Annotated in this window: 20 protein-coding genes; 10 read left to right on the forward strand and 10 right to left on the reverse strand. The window is 44.5% G+C overall.

The window, feature by feature from the left end:
- The first annotated feature begins 356 nt into the window (after positions 1-356).
- Entirely contained in the window at positions 357-1736 is a 1380-nt protein-coding gene (gene fumC / locus AC3EBE_RS14825; protein WP_488595819.1) for a class II fumarate hydratase, read from the forward strand.
- Positions 1737-1882: 146 nt separating this feature from the next.
- Here fumC and AC3EBE_RS14830 read toward each other — a convergent pair whose 3' ends face one another.
- Complete coding sequence (locus AC3EBE_RS14830) at positions 1883-2086, reverse strand: alpha/beta-type small acid-soluble spore protein (protein WP_251477040.1); 204 nt, start codon at positions 2084-2086, stop codon at positions 1883-1885.
- Positions 2087-2533: 447 nt separating this feature from the next.
- Between AC3EBE_RS14830 and AC3EBE_RS14835 the strand changes: the two genes are divergently transcribed.
- Entirely contained in the window at positions 2534-2707 is a 174-nt protein-coding gene (locus tag AC3EBE_RS14835) for a hypothetical protein (protein ID WP_488595820.1), read from the forward strand.
- A gap of 60 nt (positions 2708-2767) precedes the next feature.
- On the opposite strand, the gene AC3EBE_RS14840 is transcribed toward AC3EBE_RS14835, so the two are convergent.
- Entirely contained in the window at positions 2768-3868 is a 1101-nt protein-coding gene (locus AC3EBE_RS14840; protein ID WP_488595821.1) for an ABC transporter ATP-binding protein, read from the reverse strand.
- A gap of 115 nt (positions 3869-3983) precedes the next feature.
- On the reverse strand, positions 3984-4883 hold the full coding sequence (locus AC3EBE_RS14845) for a PucR family transcriptional regulator (protein WP_488595822.1): 900 nt from the start codon (positions 4881-4883) through the stop codon (positions 3984-3986).
- 167 nt (positions 4884-5050) lie between these two features.
- Here AC3EBE_RS14845 and AC3EBE_RS14850 point away from each other — a divergent pair, with 167 nt between their 5' ends.
- Positions 5051-5311: a metal-sensitive transcriptional regulator gene (locus AC3EBE_RS14850; protein ID WP_207499028.1), complete on the forward strand. Its 261-nt coding sequence runs from the start codon at positions 5051-5053 to the stop codon at positions 5309-5311.
- Positions 5312-5373: 62 nt separating this feature from the next.
- Here AC3EBE_RS14850 and AC3EBE_RS14855 read toward each other — a convergent pair whose 3' ends face one another.
- From AC3EBE_RS14855 to AC3EBE_RS14880, 6 genes are all read right to left on the reverse strand, one after another.
- On the reverse strand, positions 5374-5565 hold the full coding sequence (locus tag AC3EBE_RS14855) for a hypothetical protein (protein ID WP_488595823.1): 192 nt from the start codon (positions 5563-5565) through the stop codon (positions 5374-5376).
- A gap of 72 nt (positions 5566-5637) precedes the next feature.
- A complete protein-coding gene (locus tag AC3EBE_RS14860) occupies positions 5638-5850 on the reverse strand; it encodes a YheE family protein (RefSeq protein WP_488595824.1) in 213 nt (70 codons plus the stop codon).
- Between the two features lie 159 nt (positions 5851-6009).
- Entirely contained in the window at positions 6010-7197 is a 1188-nt protein-coding gene (locus tag AC3EBE_RS14865; RefSeq protein ID WP_488595825.1) for a YheC/YheD family endospore coat-associated protein, read from the reverse strand.
- Positions 7194-8561 (reverse strand): YheC/YheD family endospore coat-associated protein, encoded by a 1368-nt coding sequence (locus AC3EBE_RS14870; protein WP_488595826.1) that lies wholly within the window; start codon positions 8559-8561, stop codon positions 7194-7196. Before AC3EBE_RS14870 ends, AC3EBE_RS14865 begins: the two co-directional genes overlap by 4 nt.
- Positions 8558-9643, reverse strand: coding sequence for a YheC/YheD family endospore coat-associated protein (locus AC3EBE_RS14875; RefSeq protein WP_488595827.1), 1086 nt, complete (start codon positions 9641-9643; stop codon positions 8558-8560). The genes AC3EBE_RS14870 and AC3EBE_RS14875 overlap by 4 nt, the downstream gene beginning before the upstream one ends.
- A 21-nt stretch (positions 9644-9664) precedes the next feature.
- Positions 9665-10762 (reverse strand): YheC/YheD family endospore coat-associated protein, encoded by a 1098-nt coding sequence (locus tag AC3EBE_RS14880; protein ID WP_488595828.1) that lies wholly within the window; start codon positions 10760-10762, stop codon positions 9665-9667.
- Positions 10763-10987: 225 nt separating this feature from the next.
- On the opposite strand from AC3EBE_RS14880, the gene AC3EBE_RS14885 reads away from it, so the two are divergent.
- The 4 genes from AC3EBE_RS14885 to AC3EBE_RS14900 all read left to right on the forward strand — a co-directional run bounded on the left by AC3EBE_RS14885 (position 10988) and on the right by AC3EBE_RS14900 (position 15249).
- Positions 10988-11344: a YlbF/YmcA family competence regulator gene (locus tag AC3EBE_RS14885; protein ID WP_488595829.1), complete on the forward strand. Its 357-nt coding sequence runs from the start codon at positions 10988-10990 to the stop codon at positions 11342-11344.
- 131 nt (positions 11345-11475) lie between these two features.
- Positions 11476-12345, forward strand: a complete 870-nt coding sequence (locus AC3EBE_RS14890; RefSeq protein WP_488595830.1) for a Cof-type HAD-IIB family hydrolase — start codon at positions 11476-11478, stop codon at positions 12343-12345.
- A 147-nt stretch (positions 12346-12492) separates the two neighbouring features.
- Positions 12493-14001 carry a coproporphyrinogen III oxidase gene (locus AC3EBE_RS14895; RefSeq protein ID WP_488595831.1) on the forward strand — a complete coding sequence of 503 codons (1509 nt, stop codon included), beginning with the start codon at positions 12493-12495 and terminating at the stop codon, positions 13999-14001.
- 456 nt (positions 14002-14457) lie between these two features.
- On the forward strand, positions 14458-15249 hold the full coding sequence (locus AC3EBE_RS14900) for an enoyl-CoA hydratase (protein ID WP_488595832.1): 792 nt from the start codon (positions 14458-14460) through the stop codon (positions 15247-15249).
- A 64-nt stretch (positions 15250-15313) separates the two neighbouring features.
- On the opposite strand, the gene AC3EBE_RS14905 is transcribed toward AC3EBE_RS14900, so the two are convergent.
- Complete coding sequence (locus AC3EBE_RS14905; RefSeq protein WP_488595833.1) at positions 15314-15499, reverse strand: YhzD family protein; 186 nt, start codon at positions 15497-15499, stop codon at positions 15314-15316.
- Positions 15500-15738: 239 nt separating this feature from the next.
- Here AC3EBE_RS14905 and AC3EBE_RS14910 point away from each other — a divergent pair, with 239 nt between their 5' ends.
- From AC3EBE_RS14910 to AC3EBE_RS14920, 3 genes are all read left to right on the forward strand, one after another.
- The gene (locus AC3EBE_RS14910; RefSeq protein ID WP_488595881.1) at positions 15739-16434 is read left to right on the forward strand and encodes a Type 1 glutamine amidotransferase-like domain-containing protein; all 696 of its coding nucleotides are present in this window, start codon (positions 15739-15741) and stop codon (positions 16432-16434) included.
- 163 nt (positions 16435-16597) lie between these two features.
- Positions 16598-17821 (forward strand): metallophosphoesterase family protein, encoded by a 1224-nt coding sequence (locus tag AC3EBE_RS14915; RefSeq protein ID WP_488595834.1) that lies wholly within the window; start codon positions 16598-16600, stop codon positions 17819-17821.
- A 16-nt stretch (positions 17822-17837) separates the two neighbouring features.
- Entirely contained in the window at positions 17838-20837 is a 3000-nt protein-coding gene (locus AC3EBE_RS14920) for an ATP-binding protein (RefSeq protein ID WP_488595835.1), read from the forward strand.
- The last annotated feature ends 16 nt before the right edge of the window (positions 20838-20853 follow it).

Genomic DNA, 20853 nt, shown 5'->3' on the forward strand with positions numbered 1-20853 from the left:
CTCACTGCTATTTTCGTCACAGAAAGTTGCGAATTCAGCCATTATAGCCCAAATGCAATGTGGTAAGTTAAAGGAAAAGATCAATCCTGTTGAGGAGGTTATCACATGGCTGAGTTGACTGTCACTTTAAGCATCGCTAGCATAATGATCCTGGGCTATTATATAGGTTACGCTATCTATCATAAGGCATAGCATTCAATCAATTAACACAAACTGAAAGGCGGAAGCAGCCACTCGCTGCATCCGCTTTTTTTTATGCACTTTTCTGGGAAAAGACAGGGAAAAACGGTATCCTGGAAACGGAAATGTTTCAAAAGTTTTGATTAGTATAATAATGAGGTTGAGGAGGGATTATTTTGTCAGATTATCGAATTGAAAAAGATACCATTGGTGAAATCAAGGTTCCGTCGGATAAGTACTGGGGAGCACAAACCCAGCGAAGCAAACAGAATTTCAAGATCGGTACCGAAAAAATGCCGCTTGAGGTCATCTATGCATTTGCAGAGGTCAAAAAAGCTGCTGCCAGAGTGAACTTCCATGAAGGGAAGCTCCCTGAAGCAAAGGCAAAAGTTATCGAGGCTGCATGTCAAGAAATCCTTGATGGTCGGTTTGACGATCATTTCCCGCTGGCCGTCTGGCAGACAGGTAGCGGAACTCAATCGAATATGAATGTGAATGAAGTAGTGGCCAGAAGAGCAAATGAATTGCTTTCTGATCAAGGCTCTCAGGAAAAAATCCATCCGAACGATGATGTGAACATGTCACAGAGCTCAAATGATACCTTTCCAACCGCCATGCATATCGCTGCTGTAAAACAAGTATCCGCTGAAGTTATCCCGGCACTGCAGCAGTTCAAAAATACTTTGAAGGAAAAAGAACAAAAATTCAATGATGTGATTAAAATTGGCCGTACTCATCTTCAGGACGCGACTCCATTGACATTGGGACAGGAGATCAGCGGCTGGCGCGCGATGCTTGAGAAAAATGAACGGATGATTACCGACGGCCTGAAATATGTCCGGGATTTAGCGATTGGCGGGACAGCTGTTGGAACGGGGATCAATGCATCCAAGGAGTTTGGCGTCCAAGTGGCCAAACAGATTTCAGAGCAGACAGGCGAAGCCTTCCACTCAGCGCCTAACAAATTCCAGTCACTGACTTCCCATGATGAAATTGTCTTCCTGCATGGCGCATTAAAAGCCTTAGCAGCTGATTTGATGAAGATAGCCAACGATGTCCGCTGGCTGGCAAGCGGTCCACGAAGCGGTATTGGTGAGCTGTCGATTCCAGCAAACGAACCCGGAAGCTCAATCATGCCTGGAAAGGTCAACCCTACACAAAGTGAGGCTTTGACGATGGTGGCGACACAGGTATTCGGCAATGATGCCGCCATAGGATTTGCTGCAAGCCAGGGCAATTTTGAATTGAATGTATTCAAGCCAGTCATTATTTATAATTTCCTCCAGAGTGCGAGGCTTCTGGCAGATGGCATGAGATCGTTCAATGATAATTGTGCAGCCGGCATAGAAGCGAATCTTGAAATAATATCCGGACATGTAGAACGGTCCCTCATGCTGGTGACAGCTTTGAATCCGCATATCGGGTATGAAAAAGCAGCACAAATCGCCAAAACAGCCTTCAATGAAAATTCCACTTTGAAGGAAGCGGCCATCAGGAGCGGATTTTTGACAGCAGAGCAGTATGATGAGTGGGTGCGTCCGGAAAAAATGATCTAGCAAGCAGCAGGTACAATAAATAAAAATGTTTTAGCCTTTTTTAAGCCGCTGCAGCGGAAAGCTAAGCGCCTGAAACTAACATGTAAAATTAAAAGGCCCCCTTATGCAGGGGGCCTAAGCCATTCTATTTTATTGTTTACTGCAATTTAGCGTTGGAAACCGCCAAGTTGTTGCTCAGCCATTTGTACAAGGCGCTTAGTGATTTCTCCACCAACTGAACCGTTAGCACGAGAAGTAGTTTCGCCGCCAAGCTGTACGCCAAATTCTGTTGCGATTTCGTACTTCATTTGATCAAGAGCTTGTTGAACACCAGGAACTAATAATTGATTAGAGTTGTTACTGCTAGCCATTAATATTTCCTCCTTTGTGTTTTTCAAAGTTGTATTTTGGGTTAATATGGAATCGAACCATTCATGGCCTTTGCCATGCCGCCTGGGGTAACCCATGTTGAGGATTTGGCTGGGCTAGCCGGGATTGCACCGGCGCGCGTATTAGCTGCCTTCTAAGGCTTAACCCAATGTTTTTTGCTTGCTTGTTTTTGCTGCGCTGTGTTTGTTGCTGCTTTATTAATAACTAGTATGTTTTGTTTGAGAAAGTTTATTCAGCGTAAAAAGCAGGTAATTAATACCAAAAAAGAAGCGGAGCTAATCTGCAGTTTTCCTTACTGTTTATGTAGAGTCAAAACGGCATAAACTATCATTAGCAATAGGCAGAAAGGAATGAACAATATGGGAATGTGCCCGCTTTGCAATGGATTTCGCTCATTTTCGCCAGCATGTCCCGAATGTGGCGGCGGCATGGAGAATAAGGGACGGGAAGCAGACTATTATGATGATTACAGCCCATATATGCCAATTGATCAGATGAAGCTGGAGGATGGGTACCCAAAGGATTTTCAGGAAGAGGAATGCCCGCATTTTTTCAAATGCCCAGGGTGCGGGAGCGGGAAAGTCTTTCTGATAAAAGAATAAGGATTGGAAAAGCCACCCCACTTAGTAAGATGGGATGGCTTCAATTTTTTATAATGAAGATTAAGGTCGGATTCTGACTTCATTATCAGCGTCGAAGAAGTGAACTTTGTTCATGTCAAATGCAAGTTCAATCACTTGTCCTGGAGTCACATCAGTACGAGAATCAACTCGTGCAACGAATTCCTGGCCTTCGAACTGTGAGTAGATCATTGTTTCAGCACCAGTAAGCTCGGATACTTCAACAGTTGCTTTTACAGTCGATCCTTGAGAAGCATCGATGAAAACTGGCTCATCGTGCAGATCTTCCGGTCTTACGCCAAGGATGATGTTCTTGCCGACATATCCTTTAGAGCGAAGAACTTTCATTTTTCCTTCCGGAATAGCGATGGAAGAATTATTGATTGTGAATTTGCCTTCTTCAAGCTTTCCAGTAAAGAAGTTCATGGATGGAGATCCGATGAAACCGCCAACGAAGACGTTTTCTGGATTTTCGTAAACCTCTTTAGGAGCACCAACCTGCTGGATGACGCCATCCTTCATGACGACAAGTCGTGTTGCCATTGTCATCGCTTCAGTCTGGTCGTGTGTCACATAAATTGTTGTTGTGTTCAGGCGGCGGTGAAGCTTGGCGATTTCAGCACGCATCTGTACACGAAGCTTTGCATCAAGGTTTGATAAAGGTTCGTCCATCAAGAATACCTTAGCATCACGGACGATTGCACGCCCTAATGCAACACGCTGGCGCTGACCGCCAGAAAGTGCCTTTGGCTTTCTGTCCAGATATGGTTCAAGACCAAGGATCTTCGCAGCTTCTTTAACGCGGCGGTCAATTTCATCCTTAGCGAATTTGCGAAGCTTCAAGCCGAATGCCATGTTATCATATACAGTCATATGCGGGTATAACGCATAGTTCTGGAAGACCATCGCGATGTCACGGTCTTTTGGAGGGACATCGTTCACGCGCTTACCATCGATGTAAAAGTCGCCTTTTGAAATTTCTTCAAGTCCTGCGATCATACGAAGAGTCGTAGATTTACCGCAGCCTGAAGGACCGACGAAAACGATGAATTCTTTATCCTGGATATGAAGGTTGAAATCTTCTACAGCAGTAACTTTGTTATCATAAATTTTATAAATATTGTCTAATTTTAACTCGGCCATTATGAAAGCCTCCCTGTATGTTTGTCTACATTTACAGTTTAGCGGATAGCCTGCTGTAAAACATCGGCAGGGTGCACAAAATAATGTAAGCCCTTTTATGCAACTTGTTCAAAACCTAGCGCATCTCTTCATACAAGCAGGCTAAATAGACCATTACGGCTGTATCGAAATCTTTTAACTGGACCCCTGTCTTTTCCATGAATTTATCCATGCGATACTGCAGTGTATTTCTGTGTACATACAGTTTTTTTGCAGCCATAGAAGCATTTGAATTGCTTTCGAGGAAAACTTTTATTGTCGACATCAATTCCTTATCTTCTGAAAACGCCTCGAGCACCGATGCCTCCAAAACCCCTTTTAAGCAGTCCGGCATATTAGAAGCCAGCAAAAAAGGGAAGGTTTTCTCAAAGGTATAGACGTTATTCTTTGTAGAGAGATTGAATGACTGCATGAATATATTTTTTTCCCATTGAAAGAACTCAGGGAGCCTGGTTGTCAGGCTTTGAAATTTTCCGATATAGAAGGATAGTTTTACAAAGAAATCACTTTCAAAGGTAGAGGAGATTGATTCCAATTCCTCCGCATTCTGCAGAACCTCTTTTTTCTCTTCAACCAGCAGCCCATATGCAGAATTCTGCCAAACAATGGTATGGTCAGGGAAGAATCCATGGATTGCCTCTGAGATTTCTTCAAGATCGGTGCCTTTTGCATGAATTTGGAACTGGATTAATCGAACAGAGTCACTGTATCCTAAAGGAATGCTGCCATTTTTGAAGAGGAAATCATGCCAGGAAAGGGCAGCACCAGTTGTCCTGGAGAGTTCTCCATCTTCAAAGGAATGGAAAAGGACCTTTAAGAGCTCCAGCTGGCTGTCGGCAAGCTCGTTTCTGGGAATGCCGATCCACAATCTGTCCTCTTCATTTTCTTTAAACCAATAATAGGCAGATGCTGATTCATTTGGATAATAATCCTGCGTGACAGAATTAGGGAAATGGGATAGTATTTTATTAATCATATAAGTATCCTCAGATTTAAATTGATAAAAGCTGACATTTCTTTTATTATAACAGGTGAAGCTTTTAAATGTTAAATGGCGATAGTTTGCCGGTGGTAGAAAAAAGGGAAATATGCTGGTATAATAGATACAATACGGGGTACCGTAAGAGGAAGAGGTGTTCATTTATGGAATACACAGCAGAAATGAAAAATCGTTTAAAACGATTGGAAGGCCAGGTTCGCGGTGTGATCCGGATGATGGAAGAAGAAAACCATTGCAAGGACGTTGTTACTCAGCTATCAGCTGTACGCTCGGCAGTAGACCGTGCAATAGGTTTTATCGTAGCGAAGAATCTTGAATCCTGCATTACAGAGGCAGCCAATGAAGGCAAAAATGCTGATGAAGCGATAAAAGAAGCAGTAAACATGATCGTTAAAAGCAGATAAGACACCGGCATCCTGAAGGATGCGGTGTCTTTTTTTTGTACTTGCTATCGGTTTATTATCCTTTATTCATTCGGTGGATCTTCAGGATACAGGTCCCGGCTTTCCTCGATATTCGGCGTACTATCAAGCCTGAATACATGACCGCCTGCCATGCCTTCATTAATCATCCGGTCCACATCAACATATGCCTTATCCCGGCCTTTGTTTTGAAGGTCCTCGGCGAATTGCTTATCATGATCACGTTTGTCCTTCATGAAAATCCTCCTTCCAAGGCTTTACGCTTAGAATTCCGGATAGGGTAAGAAAAAATACATTAACAAAACATGTTATTTATCATACACATGAAAAAGCATGAGCTCGTGAATCTGGGCTTTAATGTTCTCCTCTATGTCCTCCGCTGGCTGAATCGAAGTCCATTCAATCGAACCATTCTGATGGTAAATCGCAGTAAATTTCTGCTTCTGATGGTAGAACGATATATGCCACCCTGGCATATCCCTATTTTCGAACAAAGGCTTGTACTGGAAATGAGTAATCAAAAGAAAATCCCCCTGTTAAATATTCTGTTTATCTCTATTATATACCACCAGCTAGACAGCATGATAGACCGCACTGCCGCATCACCGCGCCGGGGGTCTGACCCCCGGCGCGGTGATGCGGTGAAGCGGTGGGGGTCAGACCCCCGATGCGTTAATGTGTTAAAATCCTGATTTTCGGAAGAAGAGGTCGGCGAGGGCGGTGATGCGCTTTTCTTCTATTTGGGGCTCGTCGAAGCTCATTGGCTTTGAATTTACTTCGTATATGACGTATTCTCCGCTTTCGGAAATGCCGGCATCTAGTGAGAATTCGCCAAAATATCCAAGCTCCTTTGACAGCAGGTCACCGATTTCCTTAACGGTTTCGGCAAAGAAACGGTCATGCCTGTCGTTCCTGAATTTCACGTATGGCAGCATGATTCCTCCATTAGGCAGGTGGGTGGTCAAATCCTGCTTCTGGGACTGGCGTATGCCGATTCCGGTCACTTCATAACCATCAGGACCATCGTGGGCATGGACCCTGAAATCAAATCTCTTGCCGTCAGCCGCGGCGGCCCTGATCTCTTTCTGGGCAATATATTCATGCTTAAGCAGCTGGCGGGCCTTTACCTTCCAGAAATCCTTCATGCCAGGATAAAGGTGATAATGTGAATGGCTGAGATATTCGATTTTGCCATTGCTCTCCCTCAGGCGGAATATGCCAATTCCCTTCGAAGAAGAAGCGGGTTTAAGATAAATTCCCCGATGGCTCTCAAGGAACGCGGCAAGCTGAATCATTGATTTTACTTTAATGCTTTCCGGCATCAGCTCCCTCAGTATGGGGTGCCGGGAAAATAAGGAATATAATTGATTTTTATTAATGAAGGATGGGTTGAAAAATGGAATCCCCAGCGCGGCCAGGTAATCAGCAGCATCTTTGAACGCCGGAAGCTGCTCAGCCTTGCGGAAAGGAACACGATTGAATACAAGGTGAGGAAGCGGCGTTTTGATCTGGATCCACCTCTTCTCGTCAGGCAGGAAGGTTACGCCAGTAATTGAATCCTTCAGGAGTGTTTCTGGCGGGAAAATGACAATCAAGCCATTTCGCTTTAAGACTTCTGTCTGCAATGACCTAAAAAGCGGACCGTTTCCTGTTAATGAAAGCTGCTTGCTCATCGAGGTCATGATGCCAATAATGGGGCCAGCATGGCCGTTTTTATTGCACAGCGGAAAACGGTGGCAGTTTTCCGGAAGAGAAGCGGTGGGGGAGGCAGCGGAAAGGCTGATGTTATTAAAGCCAAAGCTGATATTGTCTTCAGCTCTGGCCTCATGTGTCCATACTTTCGAAACAGAATCGTAGCGGAGGATCATTTGAAAATATCCTCAGGTGCAGTAATCGCTTTTTCCGCCAGGAAAATGCCAAACGAAAGCGATAGCTTTCGAGTAAGCAAATCGAAGTTCTTCAGCTTAGGATGTTTGAAAATTGACCGTCCCGGCTTGGAATTTGCCTCGAACAGCCATACCTTCCCGGCTTTATCTATACCAAGGTCAAAACCGATTTCCCCGATGATACCCTCCATGTTTTTTTCTAAAATCGAACTGAGCAGGAGAGCGGCTTCGGAAAGCTTTTCTTCGTACAGCAACCGTTCCTCTTTGTTGTCGAAAATTTCATCAAGTGATTTTACTACACCGCCATTATTTACATGCGTAGTCACGCTTCCCTGTCCGGCAATTTTTGCTGCGATGGCTGCCACCTGCCACTCGCCGTATTCATCTTTATTCGTGTGTACCCGGAAATCGATCAGTCGTTTATCTGATCTAATCAGGCTTATGCCCTGCTGGACGATCATATGTGCCAGGTTCCGTTTATGGAAAACCTTCCTCATCAGTTTTTCCAGGCTGTCGAACTTGGTCAGCTTATTGGTGCCTTCTTGATCACGGTAACGGCAATAATAATCACCGGTATGCTTATCAAAGAGAATTTGGTGAATCCCGATACCAAGACTGCCGTTTGCTGGCTTGACATACACATTGCCATAGCTTGAGAGCATCCGCTCAATGACCGAAAAAGAGGAAAATTGGTGGGTTTCAGGCAGATATTCGGATGCGCGGTCATCCTGCTGCAGCCGTTCAAAGACATCAAGCTTGCTGAAAAACCCCGGGTTATACCAGGGGATCAAATAATCTGTCTGCATTCTTGCCTTCAGGCTCCGCAGTTCAGATTTCCTTTCCGTCCTGCGATTCGGGAGACGATCATACACAACGTTAGGGAATGGAACTTTCATTCTCTTCCAGCCATCATCAACGAAAAAGTATCCATTGATCAGGCCTTGATCCCAGTCGATATGTTCTTCGCCAAAGACAAATGGAAGGGCCCCGACCAATTTATTTACCGATAACAGTTTTGAAAAAAACATCGAGCGGTCTCCAATTGGCCTTAGCGGATAGGATGTAAAACCTGATGTCAAAATTCCGATTAATGGCCCGATGAACAATGTTTGCTGGTCAATAAAAGCATGGAGAGGAATGGCCAGGTCCGGCATCGATAATTCATTTTGAACATCATTGCTCAAGACAATTACATCCCTGCCTCTTGGGTGGGGAGCGCACGTAACATCGAGGACCTTGTTCCCAAATGCTATTTTATTGATGTTTTTTCCATTGGGAAGGTCTTCAGGGATTAAGACAATCTGCTTGGAATGATGGATGATTTCGATGGGGTATCGTTTTCTCATGAATGCAGTTCCTCTCTTTCTGACATATTTTTATGAAGATAAAGTGCATATTCCACTGGTGCCCGATAAAGGATTTCCTTTAATTCAGGATCCGTGCGGGTTATAACCTTTCTCCCTGGCTTGGAGTTAGTATCAAGCACCCAAAGGGACTGATCGCGGGCAACACCTATATCGACACCAAGCTCAAACAGCTTAGGAAACGAATCCTCCAAAAGGACTGGGAGTTTTGATAAAATTTCCTCGAGCTCATGGTGCAGGAATTTCCTTGTTTTATCGTTTAGGCCATCTGCATATTCCTCATATGAAAGGATTTCCCCGCCTGCTGTTAAGTTTGACAGGATCCCGCCAGCCTTCCCGCGGCGGATGCCTTTGCCCCGGATTTTCCAGGCTCCTGTCAGATCCTTTTGCAGGAGGACACGGATATCAAAGGGACGCTCATCAGCATCTGTCAGCTGCAGGTATGGCTGAAGCAAGTATGCTTTTTTCTTGCAAAGCTGGTCCAGCCAGTCTTCGGCTTCCTTTTTCGAGGAAAAGGCTTTTCTGTTCATGGCGGCCCCGGAATCAGCGGAAAGAACAATTTCCGGTCCAGCGTGTTCGAGACTGAAAATTCCTGCTCCTCCTGCTCCGAATGCTGGCTTGAGAATGGATTTACCCATTTTGCGCAATTCGTTCATGACCAGCTTTCCCGATGCAGCCTGAAGCGTTTTTGGAATATAGGGGGAAAGGCTGGAAGCCGCCAATGCTTCGTAAATGGCCCATTTATTTGGGAGCCCGCTCCCAATGAAGGTAACGTCCGGCCTGTTTTTCAGCCATTTAACGATACTCATCGACTGTTTGGAAACAAGGTCATCACCGTAAAAACACCGATCATATAAAAATTCAGGCAGTGGAAATTCATCTTTAACCCAGCGATCAAGTCCATGGTCAAATCTCTCTCCCGTGACCAGCTGGGTGATTGGATGGATTTTTGCCGGCGAGAACCTGAAGCAGGTGACTTCCACAGGATCTGCATGCCGGGCTATCCCTGTAAAATATGAATCCTCAGCCAAATAATTCAGTGACATCATTCCAAATGAAATCATATTTGCATTTCTCCTTTTGCATTACAGCGTGGACAGGCCATAACAATGTTCAATGATTGCTTTCGTCGAAGGACGTATTTTTGCGCCACGTTCTTCAAAGTTTTTTGAAGGCTTGGAATTTGCTTCAATCAGCCATAGATTTCCTTTAATGTCGATGCCGATGTCTATCCCAAGTTCGGCCGTGAGTCCTTCGGCATGCTGGCTGATCGCCTCTGCTGTCTCAAGTGCCAATTCCTTCATTAACGCCAGCTGCTGCCTGGCTTGCTCCTTGCCAAAAATCATCGAAAGGATGTAACCCGGCTTCATGATTTCTCCGCCGCGGGCAATATTCGAAACGAAGTACTGCTCTGCTGAAACCCTGGCTACAATCGAGGTCACCTTCCAAAAATCCTGGTCATTTTTATGGCAAAGCACACGGAAGTCCAGTTTCCTTCCATTCAGCTCTGACAGCTGAATTCCCTGCTGGATAATATGGTGCTTTTTTGCGATTAGCGGAGACAGATAACGTGTCAGTTCATGGATGCTTTTGAAAGAAGGAACATCTTTAGCCGGCCCGGATGAATAGGACACATGCAAATGCTCTACAGACCGGACCAGCCTGACAATATGCCTTCCCTGGCTGCCGTGCACCGGCTTAATATAAAGCTCCTCATGATTATCGAGCATTTTCACAAGCGATTGTTCAGAAAAGAGTTCTGTTTCAGGTATATAGGGGTGTAAATGCTCTTCCTTCATTAAAAATTCATGGATTTCCCATTTGGATAGAAAGCGGTGATTAAATATTTTTATTCCTAAACAATCCAATTTATTTAAAAATCCCTTAAAACCCTTGCTGAATTCGGTCCTCCTCAAGGAAATCCGATTGTAGACTACATTTGGGTGAGGCAGGGATGCTTTTTTCCATTCCTCTTCATCAAAGTAATAGCCCTCAACACCTTCTTCAGAAAAGCCGCTTAAGGAAAAAACATAGAAGGTTCCGCCAAGCTCAGAAATCCCCTGATGGAGCTCTTCACAGAAGGAATGGACTTTGCCGAAATCTGGTCCGTTGTCTTCTTTTATCTCAGTCAGCAAAGCAATGACAGGGCTGCATGTGGGGCCGTGCGATTTTGCTGGCTTCATAAATTCTCCTCATTTTCTATGAGGCTCTTTTTCTATCGGTACATTGAGGTGAAAAACAGCCTCCTTTTAAAATAGGCAAACACACATAGTGCATATTATGAATAGGAGTAGATATTGGTGATATTGAATCCTGCAGAGCGGAGCTGCCCCATTCGAACGATTCGCATTTGGGTGCATAGTTTGTTATAGTGTAGTGGAGCGTTTAACGTAGAAGGAGTGATTTAAATGGCAACCAATCTTTATGATCCAGCCTATGAACTTGAAAAAGCGATCAGGAACAGTGATGAATACACAAACCTAAAAAAACTTTATGATGAAGTAAACAGTGATGAATCTGCAAAAAGAATGTTTGAGAACTTCCGCAATATCCAGATGCAGCTGCAGGAAAAGCAGATGATGGGCCAGCAAATTACCCAGGAGGAAGTGGAACAGGCTCAAAAAACTGTTGCACTAGTCCAGCAGCATCCTACGATTTCGCGCTTGATGGAAGCGGAGCAAAGGATGAGCATGGTGATTGCTGAGCTTAATCAAATCATCATGAAGCCTTTAGAAGATCTTTATGGCAATCCAAATCAACAATAATTTTTAATCCCGGCATTTTTGCCGGGATTTTTTATTTTGGACATGGTAAAGCTTGCCCCTGTTCTATTCTTCCGGTTTCTATCATACAAGTTAAATAAGGACAAAAACACCGAAGAAATGGGGGCATAAACATGTTATACCGTCTTCTCGCGCTAAATGTAGATGGAACGATACTCCAATCAAACGGCAGGCTTCATAAAACAACAAGAGACGCAATCGAGTATGTTCAGCAAAAAGGGGTATATGTAACTCTAGTAACTTCCAGGAGTTTTCCATCTGCCAAAAAGGTTGCTAAAGCGCTGAAAATAAATTCTCTTCTAGTCACACATTTGGGATCGTATATCAATAGTGATCTCCGCAGTGAACCGCTGCTGGAAAAGCGGATTCCAGAGGACGTCACCTTTCAGCTAGTCCGGTTCCTTGAAAGCTTTCCTTGCCAGATCCGCATCGTCCATGAAAAATTCTCGCTGGCTAACAAATACAAGCTAAACCATAACCTGCTCGCCAAAACTGTGTTCACCTCGGGTGATCCGATTTTTTACTCACAGCAATTTACGGATTCCATCAGTGAAGCATTGGTGACCGACCCGATCGCACCTCCAAAAATAGAAGTTTACTTTGAATATGAAGAGGACCTGGCGGATGCCCAGCAGGCAATCAAGGGCATGTTCTCCGAAGTGTCCCTATCGAAGCTGAACGATTACAGGCTCGATGTAATGCCGGAAGGGGTCTCAAAGCTAAGCGGGCTTATCCAGCTTGGAGAACATCTGGGAATCCCGCTGAAGGAAATGGTCGCAATTGGCGATAGTGAGGATGACATGGAAATGATTGAAGCATGCGGCCTTGGGGTCGCAATGGGCAATGCGCCTGTCGAGTTGAAAAAGGCGGCAGACTGGGTCACCCGCTCCAATAACCAGCATGGAGTCAGCTATATGGTGAAGGAACACTTCCGCAAGCAGCAGCCAATCGAATTCCTGCGCAAGATGAATATTAAAATGTAAGATTGGAAGCATGCCGGGTTTTACCTAGCATGCTTTTTCGTTTTTGCACCTGAGAAGAATAACTGGTAGCTTTTGCACTGTCTTGACCTTTTAATCGACCTTCTATTACACTAAGTAAAGCATGTTTAAATGAGAAGGTGATAATTCATGAAACTTCATATAAAAGGCATTGATGACGAAAGGTTCCAGCGCCCGCTGGAGCTCATCGCCAATTTATTCTTTGAGGAATCGGATGTTGTTATTGGCGGAGAAGCGGCACAGGCAGATGCAGTGATCTGTTTTGTGGTTGAATCAGGAAGTTTTTTCAATGTTAAAGCGTCTTTAACAACAAACGAGGGGAAAGAGTTTTCAGCTGAAACGGTGAAAGAAATCCCTGCAGGACTTAGCGAGAAGGAAGTGTTCAAGCTGCTGAAAAATGTGGTATCGCGCGCTTACCTGACCGTACTCCAGGAATGGACCGGAATGGTGCAAAAGTGGGGAATCCTTACCGGAGTGAGACCGACAAAGCTTCTACACAAGAAGCTCCGCGAAGGAACTTCAAAAGTGGCAGCCCATAGCCAGCTGAAAGAGGAATACTTGATCACTGCTGAAAAAATCGATCTTATGCAGGAGATTGTCGACCGCCAGCTGTCCGTGCTGCCGGACTTGTATGATTTAAAGAATGGGGTCAGCATTTATATCGGAATTCCATTTTGCCCGACAAAGTGCGCTTATTGTACATTCCCGGCCTATGCAATAAATGGCAGGCAAGGATCGGTTGATTCATTCTTAGGCGGCCTGCATTATGAAATTCGCAAAATCGGTGACTGGCTGAAGAAAAATGACATCAAAATTACGACTGTTTATTATGGTGGCGGCACCCCAACTTCCATTACGGCAGAAGAAATGGATATGCTGTATGAAGAGGTCCAGGCTTCCTTCCCGGATGTCGAGAATATTAGGGAAGTGACTGTGGAAGCGGGGCGTCCGGACACGATTACCCCGGAAAAGCTTGAAGTTCTTAAAAAGTGGAATATCGACCGGATCAGCATTAATCCACAGTCATATATCCAGGAAACACTGAAGGCAATCGGGCGCCATCATACAGTGGAAGAGACGATTGACAAATTCCACCTAGCCCGCGAGATGGGAATGAATAATATCAACATGGACCTGATCATCGGCCTCCCAGGTGAAGGAACGAAGGAATTTGCTCATACACTGGCTGAATCGGAAAAGCTGATGCCGGAATCCTTGACGGTCCACACACTGTCGTTCAAGCGCGCATCCGAAATGACGAAAAATAAAGAGAAGTATAAAGTAGCAGACCGCAGTGAAATTGAAAAGATGATGGGAATGGCTGAATCCTGGACAAAAGAGCACAATTACGCGCCTTACTATCTATACCGCCAGAAGAATATCCTTGGCAACCTTGAAAATGTCGGCTATGCCCTGCCTGAACAGGAAAGCCTGTACAATATCATCATCATGGAAGAGCAGCAGACCATCATCGGCCTTGGCTGCGGCGCATCCAGCAAGTTCATCGATCCGCAGACTGGGGTAATCACCCAATTCTCCAATCCTAAGGATCCAAAATCGTATAACGATAGCTTTGAAGAATATGCAGACAAAAAAATTGAAATCCTTGACTCTTTGTTCAACAAAGCAGTGTTGTAAATACTATCATTTGCTCCCGATATTGTGTCGGGGGCTTTTTTTTTCGGTCTAAAAAAACAGATGCATGACTTTTTATGAAGGATTTTTCCAAACCCAACTTTGTTATAAACCTGTTGATTGTAGTGGAAGGCGCGAAGACTCCTCCGAAAATGCTAACGCATTTCCATCGTGCGTGGGCAAACTCGAAGAAGCCTATTCAAAGTCCTGCGGGCGAAGCTGGACAGATGAGACCCCGCAGGAGCAAAGCGACGAGGAGGCTCAGCGCCAGCCCCGCGGAAAGCGAAGCGCCTGGAACGGAAATCAACAACCTTGTTTAACAAAGCCATTCCGTAAAAAGCACGGCTCCCCCCAATAATAAAAGTAAAACGAAAAAATCAAAATAGTTAGAAAAAAGTTTTTAAATATAGCTTTACCCATATATAATGAAGGTAGCAATACAATAAGGAGGGGATGCAAATGACGATTGAGTCTTCAACAGAAACTGTCAGGCTGTCAATTGATGGCCGGGTCGCTGTCCTGGAGCTTAACAGGCCAGAGGCATTGAATGCGCTTGATGTTGAAATGATCAAAGGGGTTACTGCTAGTTTGAAGGAAATTTGCAATTCGGATGACGTTGATCTTGTGGTTTTAAGAGGGGCAGGCCGCGCCTTTTCAGCCGGCGGGGATATTAAGACAATGCTTTCGAACACAAATGAAAACGATTTCTACCATGTGATGGACTATATTCATGAGATGATTGTTACTCTTTACAGCATGCCGAAAGTGACAATCAGTGCAGTCACAGGAGCTGCTGCAGGCCTTGGTTTCAGCCTTGCACTAGCAACAGATTACATAATAGCTGAACCTTCAAGCAAGATTGCCATGAATTTCATTGGCATCGGATTGATTCCTGATGGCGGAGGCCACTTTTTTATGGAGGGCCGTCTCGGAGAAACGAAGGCGAAACAGGTCATCTGGGAAGGAAAGACGCTTTCCGCTGATGAGGCTCTAAGTCTGAGATTGATAGATGAAGTACCTGAAGGGGACTTTCGCGGTGCAGTAGATGCGAAGGTACAGGAATGGCTGGGCAAACCGATTCAAGCCATGATCAGAACGAAAAAGATTCTTGCCGAGAGAAACAGGCCGGCTCTATTGAAAATTCTTGAACTTGAAAAGTACGGTCAATATAAAATGCGCCAAACCGAGGATCATCAAGAAGGGATAAAGGCCTTTCTGGAAAAAAGGAAACCGGTATTCAGGGGAAAATAAATACAGGCTCCTGCAGTAATAAGAAAAAGCAAAGAGTTGGCCTCTTTGCTTTTTCTTGTAGCTTTTAAGGATGGAACAAGATCAATTTCCCTCTTGGGGATGTACAGCGATGAGTCTTGTCACTCAGGTTTTTCTCTTCAAGCATCCTTGCGCCGATTTCCTTTGCTTCGTCATCGTTTCCTGCCTGGAACGCTTCGTCAATCAATTTTTCTCCATTTGGTTCAAAGGCTGTCAGCTTGTACGTTTCCATAACAAATACCCCTTTGTAAAAAAATTCAGATGATTACTATTATTTTTGCATAATTTTTTTAAATATGCAAAACAATTAAGGTTGTTTATACCGAAGAAACCAGGAAACTATTAAACAGGCAGATTTTGCATGAATGAAGGATTTAAAGCTCGTGCTGTTAAAGAAATTTGCACCCAAGCAGGTACAGGATATAACAATGATGAATCTACATGTTATAAACCAAAAGGAGTGAGAACATGATGCGCCAGATTATTGCCCTTGGCGGAGGCGGGTTTTCAATGGAGCCAGAGAATCCACTGCTAGATTTATATATTTTGGAACAATCGAAGAAGCAAAATCCGAAAGTATGTTTTATTCCGACTGCAAGCGGAGATTCAGAGGATTATATTTCGAGGTTTTACAAGTCCTTTAATGGACATAAATGCACTCCTTCCCATTTATCGCTCTTCGCACCGCCCTCAAGTGACCTGGAAGACTATGTATTTGATAAGGATATTATTTATGTTGGGGGAGGAAATACAAAGAATCTGCTTGCCCTTTGGAAGGAATGGGGGCTGGATGGGATCCTGAAAAGGGCCTGGCAGCAAGGCAGGATCATGGCGGGAATCAGTGCAGGTTCCATCTGCTGGTTCGAGGCTGGTGTTTCCGATTCTTTTGGAGGTGAACTGAAGCCATTAAATAGTTTAGGCTTCTTAAAAGGCAGCAACTGTCCTCATTACGACGGCGAGGCTGAACGAAGGCCCGTATTCCAAAGGCTTGTATCCTCTCAAATACTCCCGGGCGGCTATGCAGCGGATGACGGTGCAGCTTTGCATTTCATTAACGAAGAGCTCTATCAGGCAGTTAGTTCGAGGCCGGAAGCAAAGGGGTACAGGGTCCAATTGAACAAAGATGCTCTACAAGAGGAAGCCTTGCAAACTCATTATTTAGGGTGAAAAATAAATGCTTGCTGCAGGGGACCATAAATCCTGCAGCTTTTTGTTTGCAGTCTGAAACAGATTTTTTTTGACAATAATAAGAACGTGCATTCGCATTTCATGAATGATAAAATAGATGGAAGAATGATTTACAAATTATTAGGCTGGAAAGGAATATGACATGAAACAGGTGAAGTTTTTACATATGGCCGATCTTCATCTTGATAGTCCAATGGTTGGATTGAGGCACTTGCCGAAACCAATTTTCCATCGGCTTCAGGAAAGCACTTTTAAGGCATTAAAAAATTTGACGGACTCAGCTATCAGCCATGGAGTAGATTTCGTTGTGATTGCCGGTGACTTGTATGACGGCGAAGATCGAAGCATACGGGCCCAGGCAATCCTGAGAAATGAAATGGACAGGCTGGCGCAAAAAGGGATCAAGGTGTATGCCATTCACGGGAACCATGACCATCTTGGCGGCAAATCGATTTCAATGGAATTTCCCGAAAATGTTTTCTTTTTTAAAGATGAGCTTGAAAAGGCCGAGTTCAGGAAACAGGATGGGACCCTGGTTCATCTCTATGGCTTCAGTTATCCAGAGCGGCATGTGATGGAAAGATGGATCGATCGTTATGAAAAAATTCCCGGAGCTGATTTTCATATCGGACTGCTCCATGGCCATCATGAGGGTTCTAGTGAACACGGCAGATACGCTCCTTTCAGGCTGTCTGATTTGTTGGATAAGGGCTTTGATTATTGGGCTTTAGGACATATCCACAAAAGAGCAGTCCTTGCGGAACAGCCTCATATTGTATACCCCGGAAATCCGCAGGGCCGAAATCGAAAAGAGCAGGGGAGCAAAGGAGCATACATTGTCACTCTTACAGACAGAAGGTCTGAAATTGCTTATATTGAAACAGCCGATGTCATCTGGGAAGGAATCACGATTGATGGATCGCAGGCGGCGAGCTTTCATGATGTATACCATCTAACCCTCAGGGCGTTGGATGAAAAAAGAAGGGAAGGCAAGGGGATTCTTCTTGGCATACGAATTGAAAATCTGGACTCAGGCTTGATGGAAGTGAAGGAAAAAGTGGATAATGGCGAGCTTCTGGAACTCCTTCAGGAGGGAGAAAAGGAGCAGGATTCGTTTGTCTGGACTTACAGGCTGGATTATAAAGAAACTATGGCTGTCAATCGGGCCGAGCTGATCAGGAAGAGCGACTTTTACGAGGAGCTTTTTGATGCGGTTGAGCAATATGATGAGCTGAATGAGGCCATCGAGCCGCTCTTCCTTCATAGCCAGGCAAGAAGGCATCTAACTAATCTGGATGAGAATGACAAGGAGCAGCTTGTACGGGATGCAGAAAAAATACTTCTGCAACTGCTGCTAAAAAGCTAAGGAAGGGGGTGGCGATATGAATATAGTTGAATTACATATTTATGGATACGGAAAGCTGGAAAACTTTCAGATTACCTCGATCAATCAGCTTCAAGTCTTCTACGGTGAAAATGAAGCTGGAAAGTCTACGATTATGTCATTTATTCACAGCATCCTTTTCGGCTTCCCTGCCAAACAAAGCTCCGAGCTCCGCTATGAACCTAAGAACCATTCCAAATATGGCGGGAAAATAAAGGCGTTTTTTCCCGGAAGAGGCACAGCGGTAATAGAAAGAGTAAAAGGAAAATCGGCAGGTGATGTGACCGTATCGATGGATGAGGGGAAAATCGGCGGGGAAGAATTGCTGAAAGAGCTCCTTCAAGGCATGGACAAAGGCATTTACCAGGCAATATTTTCATTTAATGTCCATGGGCTGCAAAACATCCAGTCGATGAAAGGTGAGGAGCTGGGAAGGTATTTATTCTCGGCAGGCACATTGGGGACAGACAAGCTTTTTACTGCTGAAACAGCCCTGGTAAAGGAAATGGAGCTTCGTTTTAAACCGAGCGGAAAAAAGCCGATACTGAATGAAAAGCTAAAGGAATTGAAGGAAGTCCACACATCACTCAGAAATGCAGAAGAACAGAATGAACGGTATACAGAGCTTTTGCATGAAAAAGAATCTATCGAAGAAAACATTGTACAGCTTAAGGCAAACATCAGCCAGCTGGATCAGGAAGGTGCAAGGCTGAAGGAATTCATCCGGAATGAACAGCTGGTAATCGAAGAAGCTTCCATCATAAAAAAACTGGATGGATTAGGCGAATCAGCCTTCCCAGAGGATGGCATGCACCGCTACGAAAAAATTGGAGAGCAGCTTAAACCCATCCAGGCACGGCTTTCCTGGCTGCAGGACAAAAGAATGTCTCTAACAAAGGAAGCTGAGCAGACAAAGCCTGATGAACATCTGCTGGAGAAAGAAACAGAAATAGACTCCCTAATAGGCAAACTTCCTTTATTTGACCAGCTGAAACAGGAACAAAGGCTTTTAGAACTGAAAGTTGAGGAGCTGACGGAGGAAATCAGCCAGCTGAATGATCAGCTGCATGCGGACTTTGACGAGCTCTCAGTCCAAAAATTGGACACAAGTGTGTTTATGAAGGAAGAAGCTGAGAACCTTCAGCATCGGGAGCAGCGCTTGAACGAAAAAAGGCAGGAGCTTGAGGATAGCTTCGATGAAGAAAAATCTGCACTTGCTGGGCTGGAGGCAAAAGCTGCAGAAACAAGGAAAGGGATACTTCCTCAGGAACGGCGGAATCAATTATCTGAAGAACTTTCCGTTCTGGAAAATAAGCAGCAGCTTCAATCAGAGCTTAATCAGGTGATGGACCAGATCCTTGTACACAAGGATAGAATCAAAAACGAAGAAATCAGGAAATCGAATCAAAGAAAAAGAGATATTTACCAGCTTCTGCTGCTCGGAAGCATTTTTCTCATCGTTGTATTTTTCGGTGTTGCTAACAGCCAGTGGCTTTTGGCGGGTGCAGGCTTTATTGGTATCTTCTTTCTGCTGGCCATCCACTTTAAATCAGCTGCTGTAAAGAATATTGATTCAAAGGATGAAATCCTGGCCGCCCTTCTGGAGAGAGAACTCAAATTAAAGGAGAAGCTGGATAAACAGCCTGAAGGAAGCCTATTTACTATTAAGAGCACCCTTTCCAGGGATGAGGACGCTCAGCTTCAGCTCAGAGAATTGCTGGTTCAAATCGAGCAGCAGCAAGTAAGATATGAAAAGGTACTAAAACAATTTGAACAATGGGAATCGGAAGAGGCCGAGCTGAAAGAAAAGAAGGCAGCCCTGATGGGTGAGCTGGGCTTGGTTAAGAAAGAAAGCAATATTAGGATTTATGATGCTTATCAAATAATTGAGAAGCTCAAACAGTACTTCCGTGAACGGAAAAGAGCGCATGAAAAGCTTTTGGCTGTAAGCAGAACGATCGAAGAGCTTGTGGGCCGGATTAGCGACCTTTCGGAACGCTTTCTCGATCACAGGAACTTCCCTCCGGCCGAGGCGGCTGCCCTGTTGAAAAAAAAGGTTAGAGATGAGATTGATTTTAAAACAAAATCAGCGGAAATAGCCCTGAAGCTTCAAGAAATAGAAGAGGAAGGTGCTGCGCTATTGAAGGAGCAGCAAATACTCTTTGAAGAAAGGGGAGAATTATTGTCCCAGGCTGAATGTAAGGATGAGGATGGCTTCCGCTTGCGTGCCAGGAATCATGAACAGATGAATATATGGTCCTCAAGACTAAGGGATATACGTTCTCAGCTGGAGGTTTCCGGATTGGGCACAGAGGACAGGGAACGCATTCTTGCAGAGCATGACCTTGAAGGAAAGCTAAATGAAAACAAGTTGGAGGCAGAGCGGACAAGGCAGGAGCTGACCGCACAATTCGACCGTCTGGCGAGTGTCAAACATAGTATGCTGATGCTGGAGGAAGGCGGCATTTACAGTGAACTGCTTCATCGTTACAGGCAGCTGAAGCATGAATTTGAAGAAGATGCGAGGGAGTGGGCGAAGTATGCGATTGCCAAAGACCTCCTTTCGAGGACGATTAATCGCTACAAAGAAGAACGGATGCCAAAAATGCTCGCTAAGGCTGAACAAATTTTGTCTGTGTTGACTGATGGAAGATATGTACGAATCATTCCTCATCAATCTGAAAGCGGCTTTTGGATTGAACGTAATGATCATGTTCTTTTTGAGGCAAATGAGCTGAGCCAGGCGACTGCAGAGCAAGTCTATGCTGCGATCAGGCTTGCCCTTGCATTTGTGCATTACGACCGTTATCCGTTCCCGATCATAATTGATGACAGTTTTGTTAATTTCGATCATTTGAGAACTGAAAGGATCATCCAATTGCTCAGGGAAATGGGAAGCAACCAAATTTTGTTCTTTACATGCCATCGCCATCTTCTTGAGTTTTTCAATAAGGAAGAAGTAGTTAATCTCGAAGAAAAAAGCACTAATATAGTTTAGAAGTGGCAGGTTTTGA

This window comes from Mesobacillus sp., assembly GCF_057785455.1.

Excerpts from the sequence above, each read along its gene's own strand:
- AC3EBE_RS14830 (WP_251477040.1), bottom strand. The coding sequence starts at position 2,086 with ATGGCTAGCAGTAACAACTCTAATCAATTATTAGTTCCTGGTGTTCAA.
- AC3EBE_RS14835 (WP_488595820.1), top strand. The coding sequence starts at position 2,534 with ATGGAGAATAAGGGACGGGAAGCAGACTATTATGATGATTACAGCCCA.
- AC3EBE_RS14840 (WP_488595821.1), bottom strand. The coding sequence starts at position 3,868 with ATGGCCGAGTTAAAATTAGACAATATTTATAAAATTTATGATAACAAA.
- AC3EBE_RS14845 (WP_488595822.1), bottom strand. The coding sequence starts at position 4,883 with ATGATTAATAAAATACTATCCCATTTCCCTAATTCTGTCACGCAGGAT.
- AC3EBE_RS14850 (WP_207499028.1), top strand. The coding sequence starts at position 5,051 with ATGGAATACACAGCAGAAATGAAAAATCGTTTAAAACGATTGGAAGGC.
- AC3EBE_RS14855 (WP_488595823.1), bottom strand. The coding sequence starts at position 5,565 with ATGAAGGACAAACGTGATCATGATAAGCAATTCGCCGAGGACCTTCAA.
- AC3EBE_RS14865 (WP_488595825.1), bottom strand. The coding sequence starts at position 7,197 with ATGATCCTCCGCTACGATTCTGTTTCGAAAGTATGGACACATGAGGCC.
- AC3EBE_RS14870 (WP_488595826.1), bottom strand. The coding sequence starts at position 8,561 with ATGAGAAAACGATACCCCATCGAAATCATCCATCATTCCAAGCAGATT.
- AC3EBE_RS14875 (WP_488595827.1), bottom strand. The coding sequence starts at position 9,643 with ATGATTTCATTTGGAATGATGTCACTGAATTATTTGGCTGAGGATTCA.
- AC3EBE_RS14880 (WP_488595828.1), bottom strand. The coding sequence starts at position 10,762 with ATGAAGCCAGCAAAATCGCACGGCCCCACATGCAGCCCTGTCATTGCT.
- AC3EBE_RS14885 (WP_488595829.1), top strand. The coding sequence starts at position 10,988 with ATGGCAACCAATCTTTATGATCCAGCCTATGAACTTGAAAAAGCGATC.
- AC3EBE_RS14890 (WP_488595830.1), top strand. The coding sequence starts at position 11,476 with ATGTTATACCGTCTTCTCGCGCTAAATGTAGATGGAACGATACTCCAA.
- AC3EBE_RS14895 (WP_488595831.1), top strand. The coding sequence starts at position 12,493 with ATGAAACTTCATATAAAAGGCATTGATGACGAAAGGTTCCAGCGCCCG.
- AC3EBE_RS14900 (WP_488595832.1), top strand. The coding sequence starts at position 14,458 with ATGACGATTGAGTCTTCAACAGAAACTGTCAGGCTGTCAATTGATGGC.
- AC3EBE_RS14905 (WP_488595833.1), bottom strand. The coding sequence starts at position 15,499 with ATGGAAACGTACAAGCTGACAGCCTTTGAACCAAATGGAGAAAAATTG.
- AC3EBE_RS14910 (WP_488595881.1), top strand. The coding sequence starts at position 15,739 with ATGCGCCAGATTATTGCCCTTGGCGGAGGCGGGTTTTCAATGGAGCCA.
- AC3EBE_RS14915 (WP_488595834.1), top strand. The coding sequence starts at position 16,598 with ATGAAACAGGTGAAGTTTTTACATATGGCCGATCTTCATCTTGATAGT.
- AC3EBE_RS14920 (WP_488595835.1), top strand. The coding sequence starts at position 17,838 with ATGAATATAGTTGAATTACATATTTATGGATACGGAAAGCTGGAAAAC.